The sequence below is a fragment of the Nonomuraea turkmeniaca genome (genome assembly GCF_005889735.1).
In the GTDB taxonomy this organism is placed as follows: Bacteria; Actinomycetota; Actinomycetes; order Streptosporangiales; family Streptosporangiaceae; genus Nonomuraea; species Nonomuraea turkmeniaca.
On record NZ_VCKY01000318.1, the window covers coordinates 1 to 10,317 of the forward strand.

Consider the following 10,317-nt stretch of genomic DNA (forward strand, 5'->3'; position numbering starts at 1 on the left):
GCCCCACCCCGCACGCCAGCGCGTCCAGATCCGCCGCACTCCACCGGCCGGCCACGATCTCGGCCGTCAGGTCCCGCGCCAGACCGGTCAGCCAAGCGACCCGCTGGGCCAGCAGCGGCTGCGGGACGACCTGACCTGTCTGCTCCACGATCGCGCCATGGGCAGTGCAGGTCGCCGTCGCGGTGAGCTTACTCATTCATCCACCGGCCCCGTTGTCGAGGCAGGCGGAGGCTGACGCGTCACGCTGGGGTCGGGCGCCGTCCTCGCCCTGCTCCACGACCGGTACGCCCGCATGCCCACACCCCCGCCCGGCTCCGGCTTTCACCGTCAGTGACGGTAAGACTACCAATATGAGGCTCTGGCGAGTAGAACATGTGAACGACTTGATGCCCGCCTCACCCTGACCGGCCCGGCCAGAACCGGCCACCGCCCGTCGCGTCTGAGGGCGTGAAGGCTCGGGTGGTGTCACGGGAAAACGAGATCGGCGGACGCCGCCTCACCGACGCCTACCCTGCCTGACAGGATGATCCTGCTGCCCGGGGCTTCGCCATCGCCGCCAACCCGAACAGCGCCACCACGAGATCAACGCAGACGCTTAGGTTTCCATAGCGAATAGGTTTCCATAGCGAATATGACGAGCAGTCCAAACCCTGCCCGACGGCGGGTTCGGGTGCCGCGCAAACAACCGCAACAGCGTGTCCTTGGCCACCGGCATGCCAAGCCGGGCCGCCGGCCGGGCATCGGCACAAGCCGCCATCGCCACCGCGACCGAAGTCAGCATCGTGCGCAACAGCGGCGCATGCCGGGCACGAGGGCTGGCCGGCCCAGCTACCTGTTCCGCGAATGTCACAGCGGCACGCGCGGGCGGCCGGGCACTTGAACCACGGCGCACCGTCACGGCGAGCACCGTCTTCGCCCCGCGCAAGGCGGCATCGACGAGTCTGCGCACGTATCGGCCGAGTGCCCGGCCAGGGACCCCGCCACAGTGCGGAAGATCCCTCCACCGCTCAAGCTTGGGCATGCAGCGTCACGACGGACCCTGTTCGTCGAACCAGCCCCAGTTGGGGCCGTCGTCGCCGAACCAGTCGCCCTTGTGGTCCTTGTCGTCGCGCTTGTGGTCCCGCTTGTCGTCGTGCTTGAAGTCGTCGGGCTTGACGTCGTCGGGCTTGACGTCTTCGCGCTTGAAGTCCTCCTGGTGGAAGCGGTGCTTGCGGTCGTGTTTGTTGATGTTGTCGTTCTCGTTGCGGATGTCGACCTCGATGCGAGGCCACCTGTGCCGCGGAGCGCGCAGGATCGGCTTCTCCCTCCGGACCTGCGGCACCGCACGCGGTGCCGGCTGTGGCGGCCCGCCGGCCTGGACAGCGGGGAAGCCCGCGTTCGCTGCGGCTACCCCCTGGCCGAGTGGAAGGAACATGGCACCGGCGACCGCGCCGGCAAGAGCTAGTGCCGCGTATCGCCCATGGCGTGGCGTTCGAGACCGCCGACTTTCAGTATTCACGTGCTCTCGTTTCCGTTCATGGATAGATCGGCCCGAAAAATCTGGCACCCACCATTTCAGCGGACACTCAGACGGAAGCAGACGTACCCATACAGATATTCTCAGTTACCTCCTTAAGCCCAAACAACCTGTCAAAAACTAAAGGAGTAATTCAACCACGATTTTGAGGTTTGAGGACGTCGCGGCCCGAGGGCCCGGCATCGAGGCCGGCCTGAGGCACGGCCTGGGCGCGCTTCATCGGCAGCCTGACCTGGTCTTTTATGGAGTCCGAGCCATCCAACGAGGTCCCGCGCCTTGGCCGCTCGCTCCAGTCGGCCGGCCCATAGCGCCAGCAATAGCACAGACCTCTTCGAGGCCCCCGGGACTCTCCGGACATTTCATGACAGAAGGTTATTTCCCCTCTGTATATCTCAAATGGCGAAGCGTCCCGATTTCGACGGAATCGGGTTACTGGTTGTGCGACACAGGATTGTGCGGAGTGCGTAATCGGACAGGGCGGTGACAGCTCCAGGCGGGTTGACCGTCGGCAACGCCGATCAGCTCCCCCGGATCACCACGTCGTGCGACTCGGCCTCCGGTGCGGCGAACCGCACCAGGCCATGGCCCTCGGCGAGCACGGCGGCGCGGTCGGCCGCCGGCAGCGGGGCGAAGGTGTCGATGCTCAGCACCCCGCCGGTGATCTTCCAGGTGCCGCGCCACATCCCGTCGACCAGCAGGGTGCCGGTCGCCGCTCCACCGCCGGGAGGCAGCGGCACCTTGCGGCCGTCTTCGATCACCCTCGACCTGTCCGCGTACGCCAACAGCAGGTTGTCGTACTCGGGAAGGAACCGTGGGGAGGCAGGCATGTCGGGGTCGGGCCTGGGCGCGTCGGGCAGGTCGATGAGCTCCTGACCCGACTCGTCGCGGAGCAGGGGCAGGCCCAGCCGATCCACCACCTCTCGCAGCCGGGTGAGCCCTGACCAGATCTGCACGTCGGACACGCTCGCCGGGCCGAAGGCCGCCAAGTACCGCAGCACCAGCCTGTCCACGTCGGGCGCATCGTCGACCGGCCTGCCCAGCCAACTCTCCACCGACGCGAACGCCGCCGGACCGCCCGCCCCCCACAATCCCCGCGGTGGCACCTGCAACACCGGCATGAGATGGGACACCGTGTACGCCAGCGCGCTCGGATCGATCCCCGGCCACCGTTCACCCAGCACCCTGCCCAGCTCGGCACGGGTACGCGGCCGCTCGTCGAGCACCTCTCGCGCCGCGGCGAGGAGCTCGTCCAGGTCGATGCCCTTGATGTATCGGGCGAACCGGCTCGAGTGCTCCCGCGCGTGCACTGAGGAGAACAGGCGATGCAACCGGAGACAGTCCCGCGCGCTCACCAGGTGGATGGTGTTGCGCATAAGGTGCACGCGCACCACTTCACGCTCGGCGGTGAGCCGGGACAACTCCGCGGCCTCGAAGCCGGCCAGCCGGCTCCACAAGCCCACGTACGGCGCGAGCGGCGCCTGCGACTGCATGCCCACCAGGTGTTCGACCGCGTCATACGCCGGCATCGCGGCCCGGGACAGCAGGAGTTGACGCGCCAGCATGGCCCGGTTCAGGCCACGCCGGCTGAGCCCCCTCACGTCAGCCCCCCGAAGTAGGCGCGCACTTCCGCGGCCGGCCAGTCGCCCAGGTCGTCGACGTCGGACTGCGGGATGGCGCCGGCGAACGGCTGGATGTCCATCGGATGGCTCCTTCGCCTTGAGGTAAATCCGACGCTACGAGCTAAGGCGGAACATTTCTTTCCGCTATGCGAGGGCCCCACCGGTCGGGCACGCCGGTGGTTCCGAGGTGGAGTATGAAGTCGTCGCGCGAGCTCGTCGAGGGCGACGAGCTCGCGCGACGAGCCATTCGAAGCCGTGTTCCTCGTGGTCAAGGGATCGCTCCCGCGCCATGACCGAAGCCCGTCCCCTGCAGGTCTGGGCAGCTTCCGATCTTGATAGGGGAAATCTCCACCTATCGCGTCGGGCAGGGCTAACATCACGACTGGAGGCGTCCGGGTGCCTGGCGGATCTCCCGGTCGTCAAACCAGTGGCGCCGAGCATCTCGGCGCTGCGGGTTCGATCCCCGGTACGCCCCAGCCAGATCACACCCCCTGGAGCACCGTGAGCATCGACGCGCTGCTGGCACGAAGCCGCGCCGGACTACACCGCCTGCCGCCTGCCGAGGCGTGGTCCGCGGCGAGCCGTACCGACACCTTCATCGTGGACACGCGACCGGAGTTTCAGCGTCGACGCGATGGCGAAGTGCCCGGAGCCATCGTGATCGAACGCAACCAACTGGAGTGGCGGCTTGACCCGCTCTGCGACGCGCGGATCCCCGAGGCCACCTCTGCGGACATCCAGTGGATCATCCTGTGCGACGAGGGCTACTCCTCCAGCCTCGCCGCCTCGTCCCTCAGGCAGATCGGGCTGGCGAACGCCACCGACGTGATCGGCGGCTTCCAGGCATGGATCACGGCCGGGCTCCAGGTCATCCGCCAAGCCACGCCCACTCGCCCACGAGGTCCGGGCGAACCCGCTCGTGGCGAGCTCACCTATGGGTGATCGTGACCGAAGCTCACGTGCACCCCGTCGCCCAGCTGCTGAAGACGGACACTCCGGCGCAGGCCCGGCTGCGTGGCTCACAATGCCGCCCGGATGCGTGCCTGGATTGCCGCGAGATCCTCCTCGGGGCTCGCCGGGAGCTCCACTTGGGGCGCAATCCGTCACCTGGCCGGCGCGGAATGACATGGGTGTGAAAATGGAACACGTCCTGGCCGGCCGCCGCGCCACTGGCGTGGGTGATGCTGAGACCGACAGGGGCCAGCGCCGTTTTCAGCAGCCGGGCGACGCGGTGCACCATCCTGGCGACCTGGGCGTGCTCGGCCGAGTTGTCACCCCGTCGGCCGAACCGGCAGCCGATCATCGGTCGTTCTGGCAGCAGCCGTCGGCGCACGCGTCTGGGGTAGAGGAGGTCGGGACGAGCGGGTTCGGGGCACAGCAGGCGTCGCCCCTCCAGGCTTCGCGCCCCTCCTTGACCGCCACGGCGGCGATGACCAGGGCGGCGATCGGATCGGCCCAGGACCAGCCGAAGAGGCTGTTGAGCGCCAGCCCGGCCAGCAACACGGCCGACAGGTAGGTGCACAGCAGGGTCTGCTTGGAGTCGGCCACCGCGGAGGCGGAGCCGAGCTCACGACCGGCCCGGCGCTGCGCGTACGACAGGACCGGCATGATCAGCAGGGACAGGGCGGCCAGAACGAGGCCAGGCGTGGAGTGCTCCGCCTCGCCGCCGCCCAGCAGCGCGCGTACGGAATCGAAGGTGACGTAGGCGGCCAGTGCGAAGAACGAGACGGCGATGATCCGTAGCGCGGTCTTCTCGCGCCGCTCCGGGTCCGCGGCCGAGAATTGCCAGGCGACCGCGGCGGCCGAGGCGACCTCGACGACGGAGTCCAGGCCGAAGCCGATCAGAGCGGCGGAGGACGCGATCGCGCCCGCGCTGATCGCGACCACTGCCTCGATGGCGTTGTAGGTGATCGTGGCCGCGACCAGAAGCCGGACACGACGAGTCAAGACCGCGCGACGGGCCGGGCTGAGGCCGAACGCGATACCGGCCATCAGCAGCATCCCTCCTCGGCCGCATCCACGCAGGTCACGTCAGCGGCCACCGCGACCACCGCGGTACGCAGATCGTCCAACGCATGACCGAGGCGTACGTCCGCCAGCTCGTAGCGGGTGCGGCGGCCGACAGGCACGGCAACGACCAGGCCGCAGTCGCGCAGGCAGGCCAGGTGGTTGCTCAGCCGAGTGCGCGAGACGCCCAGCAGATCGGCCAGGTCGGCGGGGTGGGCAGGAGCCTCACGAAGCACCAGCAGGATCCGGCAGCGGATCGGGTCGGCAAGCGCGCGACCGAAGCGGGCGAGCACCTCGATCTCGGGCGCGATCGTCAACATGACTTCAGAGTACATGAAATCCTGAATTCAGGCATTTATGGAAGCTCGCGCGGCGAACAGTCGAACGTGCCCACCGTCTCCGGACCTTGCGCTTTCACGGCTGGTTCGGGCTTCGCTGTGGGCAGTGGTTCAACCGGCATGATGGACAGCGGAACTTCTCCGTACGTGAGGGGCGGGCCTCCGAACAGGTATGCCGATACCGACAGCGAGGCGACCGCCCGGTACGCTGCGTTCGACATGGCGTAGAAGATGATGGCACCCGGAAGGCTGAGAGCATGTTCGAGATCGTGTCCGCGCTCGTCCCTCCACTCGTGGTAGGAGGGGTGTTCATCGCGGGCGTCGCAGCGCTGATGCGCTCCGAGGCGCGAGCCAAGGCCGCCGAGGGCGAAGCTCGGGCGAAGCGACGATCTTCCAAGAGCAGCCAGGACAGCGGGCCGACGACACATTCCTGACCAGGGCGGGCCGGCCGCGAGGAAGACCGCCAGCGGCGCCACTGCCACCAGCCAGACGATCAGGATGCGGACATTTCCCGCCCGTCCAGCGCCTCACGCAAGGCGGCCGCCATCTCGGGCGTCACCGTGCCGACGAAGTGCTGCGCGGTCGCCGCAAGATCTCCGGCCTCCTCCAGCGCGGCCCGCATGACCTCGGCGACGAACGCATCCCTGCCTGCGGTCGCCTTGTAGAGATGGGCGCGACCGACTCTCTCGCGGGAGACCAGGCCCTTCTGCGACAGCCGTACCAGAACGGTCAGGACCGTCGTGACGGCCGGCTCAGACGGGAGAGCATGCGCGACGTCCTGGGAGAACATGCCCTCCGGGTGGCTCCAGAGCGTTTCCATGATCGATCGCTCCAGATTGCCGAGCCGCACCATCACGCCCTCCCGCCGCCGTCTACGACCAGGAGAAGATTAGCGACCGGCCTCGATGGCCCTGGCGCCGATGCCCGGCAGGAACCGGCCGGTTCGCGAGGTGTAGGCGGCGAAGTCCTCCCCATGAACGCGCGCCAGATACGGCTCCTCGACCACGCGTACCTGGATCTCGACCGCCACGACGAGAAGCACCACAGTCAACACCGACAGCCAGGTGAAGACCATCAGCGGAAGGCCCAGCAACGCGACGATCATGGCTGTGAAGATCGGGTTGCGGACCCACGCGAAGACTCCGGTGGTCACCAGCTCGGTCGTGGCCGCATGATCCACCCCGATGCGCCATGAGGCCCCCATGCCGTTCTGGGCCACGAACGTCGCGCCCAGGCCGACCACGGCGAGCACGACGCCCAGTCCGGCCACCGCGGGAGGCATCCGGGTGGGCACGATGATTCCTGACACGACCGCCAGGGGCGCGAGCAAGGTCGAAATCAGCACGAGCCCGAACAGCACGCCGCTCCACCATCCCGTGCTGCCCCGTGGTTCGTTCACGCCGACGAACCCGGTGCTGCCCGTCCGCCGCCACTGCAGCCAACTCCGCAGGCCGAACGTCACCATCAGTCCGACCGCATAGATCACAAGAGCCGCTGGGGCCATCACTTCGCTCCTTGGAGGACGACACGGGTGAACGTCACTTCTGCTCCTTCATCGCCGGCGTGCCCGAGTGGACGGGGCCGTGCGGGTCGGCGCAGTGCGCTTGGGCCTCGCCAATGGTGACCAGCTCCGGCGGCGCGTGGTCGACCTGGAGAGTGGTGTGGTCGATCCCGTACGTCTCGCGCAACAGCCGCTCCGCGGCCTGCCGGATGGCGTGGCAGTCGGCGCCCGGCGTGACCAGGATGTGCGCCGAAAGGGCGGCGTACCCCGAAGTGACCTCCCATATGTGCAGATCGTGCACCTCGGCCACGTCCTCGAGTGCGGCGATCTTCTGGCCGATCTCCGCGGGGTTCATGCCGACCGGGGCAGCCTCCATGAACACCCGGCCGGCGTCCCTGACCAGTCCCCAACCGGCCTTGAGCATCAGCCCGGCGACCACCAGCGCGGCGATCGCGTCGGCTCGGGCCCAGCCCGTCGACCACACCACCGCGCCGGCCACGGTGGTGGCGATGAAGGCGAACAGGTCGTTGAGGACGTGCTGGTAGGCGCCTTCGACGTTCAGGCTGGAGCGGTTGGCCCGGGACAACATCCAGGTCGCGGCCAGGTTGACGGCGATCCCCGTCAGCCCGGTGAGCACCACGTACACGCCCTCCACCTCAGGCGGATCGATGAGACGGCGGACGCCTTCGTAGAGGAAGTAGGCGCTCAGGAGCAGCAGCGTGATGCCGTTGAGCTGGGCCGAGATGATCTCCGCGCGCTTGAGCCCGTACGTGAATCCACCCCGTGGCGGCTTGGCGGCGATCCGCATGGCGATCAGCGCGAAGACGATGGCGGCCGCGTCGGTGAGCATGTGCCCCGCGTCCGAGATCAGTGCCAGTGATCGCGCGATGACGCCGACCACGACCTCGACCGCCATGAACACGACGATCAACGCAAGCGCACCGCCCAGATAGCGCCGGTCCGCGCCCACGCTCAGGGCGTGGCCATGTCCGTGACCGCGACCGTGATCATGGTGGCCTCGATCGGCCATCGTTCAACCCCTTTCACCGGCACGACTACCTCAATACTTGAATAACGGTTCATATGAGAGGGTCAACGATCGACCCCATGCTGTCAAGACCGCACGACACCCGTCCGGACAGGGCTCATTCAGCCCGAGCGAGCCTCCGAAGGCGGCATCGCGCCGTCGGCCGGCCATCGATCAGTCGGAAGGACACGGCCAGGCACGCGGCAAATGGCTGTCGCCGTGGCCGGCGGTCTCGTGCACAGCCCCGCCATCGGCGTACTCGCCGCCATGAGCCAGACGCAGACCCGGCCCGCATCGCACCTCGCCGGCACCTATGGTTGATGCATGAAGGCTTCTTCAAGTAACCAGGTGACGGATCTCGAGAGTTGCAGCACGCGAGTGGTGAACGCCGAACGCGTCGCGGTGGTGCGCTCGCGCATGCCCGGGGACGGCGATCTGACCGACACCGCGGATGTTTTCGGGCTCCTCTCCGATCCCGGCCGCTTGCGGCTGCTCCTGGCCCTCCTGGAGGGCGAGCTGTGCGTGTGCGATCTTGCCGTGGTGAGCGGGCTGAGCGAATCGGCCACCTCACATGCGCTGCGGCTGCTCCGGGCGCATCGTGTGGTGTCGGTACGACGGGCCGGCCGGATGGCCTACTACCGGCTTGACGACGCGCATGTCCGGATGCTGCTGGATCTGGCGGTGGCGCACACCGAGCACACGCAGGCCATCCACCCCGAACGCGACGAGCCCCAACAGGCCTGAATCGCTTCGGCGACCTTCGAACGCCCTCCCCAGCTCCTCATCCAGCCATGATCATGCCCGTGTAGCCGAGGCGATCCGACAGGGTGCCGCCGAGCACCGACAGGCCGGGCACGCCCAGCAAAGTCAAAGGTTTCCGCAAAGCAGACCTCGATGTTCCGCGGTGAGATCGCCTACACGAAATGCTGTACAGGCGGCAAATTCCGACCAGACCAGAAATCATGCCCGCCGACCTCCGTGGAGCCTCCCTGCGGACGCGACCTTGTTGACAAGCCGGTTGCGGATGTCGCTATCGTTCATACATGAACAGTTCTTCAGACGTTGAAGGACGCGCCCATCCGTACGCATCAAGCAGCGAGATCACGGGATGAGCGCGGGGCACGGCCACGGCCACGGGCATGCCGGCGGCCGCCACCGCTGGCGGCTGGCCGTCTCCTTCGTGCTGATCGGCACCTACTTCATCGTCGAGCTCTCCTTCGGCCTGCTGTCCGGATCGCTGTCATTGCTCTCGGACGCCGGGCACATGGCAGCTGACGTGGTCACCCTCGGCGCCGCACTGATCGCCACCCGCATCGCCACCCGGCCCGACACCACCGGCCGCCGCAGCTACGGCTCCTACCGGGCCGAAGTGTTCGCGTCGCTGCTGGCCGTGGCCATGATGCTCGGCGTCGCCCTTTACGTCGTCCTCGAGGCCGTCGCCCGCATCGGCGGGCCCGCCGAGGTCTCCTCCGGACCGATGCTCATCGTCGGCGCCATCGGCCTGATCGTCAACGTCGTGGCCCTGCTCCTCCTGCGTTCGGGCGCCACCGAGAGCCTCAACGTCAAGGGCGCCTATCTGGAGGTCGTGGCCGACACCGCGGGCTCGGTCGGCGTCATCATCGCCGGCTGGCTCGTCGCCGCCACCGGCCAGTCCCTCTGGGACACTCTTGTCGCCCTGGCGATCGGCGTCTTCGTCGCCGTCCGCGCCGTCTCCCTCGGCCGCCAGGTCTTCGCCGTACTCGGCCAGCATGTGCCGGAAGGCGTCGACGCCACCGCGGTCGCCGCCGACCTGTCCGCGATCGACGGCGTACGCGACGTCCACGACCTCCACCTGTGGACACTCACCTCCGGCATGAACGTCGCCACCGCCCACCTGGTCACCAGCGATCCCAGCGACAACCACGCCGTCCTGGATCAAGCCCGCGACCTGCTCCTCCGCCGCCACCACATCGCCCACGCCACCCTTCAGGTCGAACCCACCGACCACCGGGGCTGCGACGAGCTGGGCTGGTGAGCCCTCGCCACCATCTCGTCGGACGCCGGTGGGGTGGTCACAGCTCCCCCAACCGTCCTGGAGGCCTTGTGCAGGGCCTTGGACGGCGAACTTCAAGGCAGCGCCGGACCCAGCAGCGGACCAGGCACGTGATCCAGCGTGAGGCTGACGTCGGCTCACGGCAGTGCTCAAAAGGCAACGGGTGGTGCAGGGACAGATCCCTGCACCACCCGTGTTCGCTTGACTGGCCTGGCTTGTGGTCAGGCCTTGTATTCGGGGTAGCCGTAGCCCACGACCTGGGAGGTGGGCCGGATGC

At 67.9% G+C, this 10,317-nt stretch carries 13 protein-coding genes and 1 tRNA gene; 5 read left to right on the forward strand and 9 right to left on the reverse strand.

Features of this window, described 5'->3' with window-relative positions; all coding sequences use genetic code 11:
• From ETD86_RS49095 to ETD86_RS49105, 3 genes are all read right to left on the reverse strand, one after another.
• The coding region (locus ETD86_RS49095) for a hypothetical protein (protein WP_211370812.1) at positions 1–196 on the reverse strand (196 nt) is incomplete at its 3' end.
• An 831-nt stretch (positions 197–1,027) separates the two neighbouring features.
• Positions 1,028–1,414 (reverse strand): hypothetical protein, encoded by a 387-nt coding sequence (locus ETD86_RS49100; protein ID WP_138673491.1) that lies wholly within the window; start codon positions 1,412–1,414, stop codon positions 1,028–1,030.
• Between the two features lie 620 nt (positions 1,415–2,034).
• Positions 2,035–3,114 (reverse strand): winged helix DNA-binding domain-containing protein, encoded by a 1,080-nt coding sequence (locus tag ETD86_RS49105; RefSeq protein WP_246149429.1) that lies wholly within the window; start codon positions 3,112–3,114, stop codon positions 2,035–2,037.
• Between the two features lie 405 nt (positions 3,115–3,519).
• Here ETD86_RS49105 and ETD86_RS56275 point away from each other — a divergent pair.
• Both ETD86_RS56275 and ETD86_RS49110 read left to right on the forward strand, forming a co-directional pair.
• Positions 3,520–3,615: transfer RNA gene (locus tag ETD86_RS56275), tRNA-OTHER, on the forward strand.
• A gap of 21 nt (positions 3,616–3,636) precedes the next feature.
• Entirely contained in the window at positions 3,637–4,077 is a 441-nt protein-coding gene (locus ETD86_RS49110) for a rhodanese-like domain-containing protein (RefSeq protein WP_211370813.1), read from the forward strand.
• Between the two features lie 13 nt (positions 4,078–4,090).
• On the opposite strand, the gene ETD86_RS49115 is transcribed toward ETD86_RS49110, so the two are convergent.
• The 3 genes from ETD86_RS49115 to ETD86_RS49125 are packed head-to-tail and all read right to left on the reverse strand — an operon-like array spanning position 4,091 to position 5,462.
• A complete protein-coding gene (locus ETD86_RS49115) occupies positions 4,091–4,438 on the reverse strand; it encodes an HIT family protein (RefSeq protein WP_138673501.1) in 348 nt (115 codons plus the stop codon).
• Positions 4,435–5,127, reverse strand: coding sequence for a cation efflux transmembrane domain-containing protein (locus ETD86_RS49120; protein ID WP_138673492.1), 693 nt, complete (start codon positions 5,125–5,127; stop codon positions 4,435–4,437). The genes ETD86_RS49115 and ETD86_RS49120 overlap by 4 nt, the downstream gene beginning before the upstream one ends.
• Positions 5,127–5,462, reverse strand: a complete 336-nt coding sequence (locus ETD86_RS49125; RefSeq protein ID WP_138673493.1) for an ArsR/SmtB family transcription factor — start codon at positions 5,460–5,462, stop codon at positions 5,127–5,129. Before ETD86_RS49125 ends, ETD86_RS49120 begins: the two co-directional genes overlap by 1 nt.
• Before the next feature lie 275 nt (positions 5,463–5,737).
• On the opposite strand from ETD86_RS49125, the gene ETD86_RS56280 reads away from it, so the two are divergent.
• Positions 5,738–5,914, forward strand: coding sequence for a hypothetical protein (locus tag ETD86_RS56280; RefSeq protein WP_170223713.1), 177 nt, complete (start codon positions 5,738–5,740; stop codon positions 5,912–5,914).
• Positions 5,915–5,973: 59 nt separating this feature from the next.
• On the opposite strand, the gene ETD86_RS49130 is transcribed toward ETD86_RS56280, so the two are convergent.
• From ETD86_RS49130 to ETD86_RS49140, 3 genes are read right to left on the reverse strand one after another with little or no spacing between them, the layout of a single operon-like run.
• Positions 5,974–6,333 (reverse strand): BlaI/MecI/CopY family transcriptional regulator, encoded by a 360-nt coding sequence (locus ETD86_RS49130; protein ID WP_138673494.1) that lies wholly within the window; start codon positions 6,331–6,333, stop codon positions 5,974–5,976.
• Between the two features lie 36 nt (positions 6,334–6,369).
• Complete coding sequence (locus ETD86_RS49135) at positions 6,370–6,984, reverse strand: methyltransferase family protein (protein WP_138673495.1); 615 nt, start codon at positions 6,982–6,984, stop codon at positions 6,370–6,372.
• A 34-nt stretch (positions 6,985–7,018) separates the two neighbouring features.
• The gene (locus ETD86_RS49140; RefSeq protein ID WP_138673496.1) at positions 7,019–8,011 is read right to left on the reverse strand and encodes a cation diffusion facilitator family transporter; all 993 of its coding nucleotides are present in this window, start codon (positions 8,009–8,011) and stop codon (positions 7,019–7,021) included.
• A gap of 321 nt (positions 8,012–8,332) precedes the next feature.
• Between ETD86_RS49140 and ETD86_RS49145 the strand changes: the two genes are divergently transcribed.
• Positions 8,333–8,752 carry an ArsR/SmtB family transcription factor gene (locus ETD86_RS49145; protein ID WP_138673497.1) on the forward strand — a complete coding sequence of 140 codons (420 nt, stop codon included), beginning with the start codon at positions 8,333–8,335 and terminating at the stop codon, positions 8,750–8,752.
• Between the two features lie 364 nt (positions 8,753–9,116).
• A complete protein-coding gene (locus ETD86_RS49150) occupies positions 9,117–10,022 on the forward strand; it encodes a cation diffusion facilitator family transporter (RefSeq protein ID WP_138673498.1) in 906 nt (301 codons plus the stop codon).
• Positions 10,023–10,317 lie beyond the last annotated feature (295 nt).

What these genes read in the sequence shown, in the direction of transcription:
- ETD86_RS49100 (WP_138673491.1), bottom strand. Translation starts at nt 1,414, where the DNA reads ATGTTCCTTCCACTCGGCCAGGGGGTAGCCGCAGCGAACGCGGGCTTC.
- ETD86_RS49115 (WP_138673501.1), bottom strand. Translation starts at nt 4,438, where the DNA reads ATGATCGGCTGCCGGTTCGGCCGACGGGGTGACAACTCGGCCGAGCAC.
- ETD86_RS49120 (WP_138673492.1), bottom strand. Translation starts at nt 5,127, where the DNA reads ATGGCCGGTATCGCGTTCGGCCTCAGCCCGGCCCGTCGCGCGGTCTTG.
- ETD86_RS49125 (WP_138673493.1), bottom strand. Translation starts at nt 5,462, where the DNA reads ATGTTGACGATCGCGCCCGAGATCGAGGTGCTCGCCCGCTTCGGTCGC.
- ETD86_RS56280 (WP_170223713.1), top strand. Translation starts at nt 5,738, where the DNA reads ATGTTCGAGATCGTGTCCGCGCTCGTCCCTCCACTCGTGGTAGGAGGG.
- ETD86_RS49130 (WP_138673494.1), bottom strand. Translation starts at nt 6,333, where the DNA reads ATGGTGCGGCTCGGCAATCTGGAGCGATCGATCATGGAAACGCTCTGG.
- ETD86_RS49135 (WP_138673495.1), bottom strand. Translation starts at nt 6,984, where the DNA reads ATGGCCCCAGCGGCTCTTGTGATCTATGCGGTCGGACTGATGGTGACG.
- ETD86_RS49140 (WP_138673496.1), bottom strand. Translation starts at nt 8,011, where the DNA reads ATGGCCGATCGAGGCCACCATGATCACGGTCGCGGTCACGGACATGGC.
- ETD86_RS49145 (WP_138673497.1), top strand. Translation starts at nt 8,333, where the DNA reads ATGAAGGCTTCTTCAAGTAACCAGGTGACGGATCTCGAGAGTTGCAGC.
- ETD86_RS49150 (WP_138673498.1), top strand. Translation starts at nt 9,117, where the DNA reads ATGAGCGCGGGGCACGGCCACGGCCACGGGCATGCCGGCGGCCGCCAC.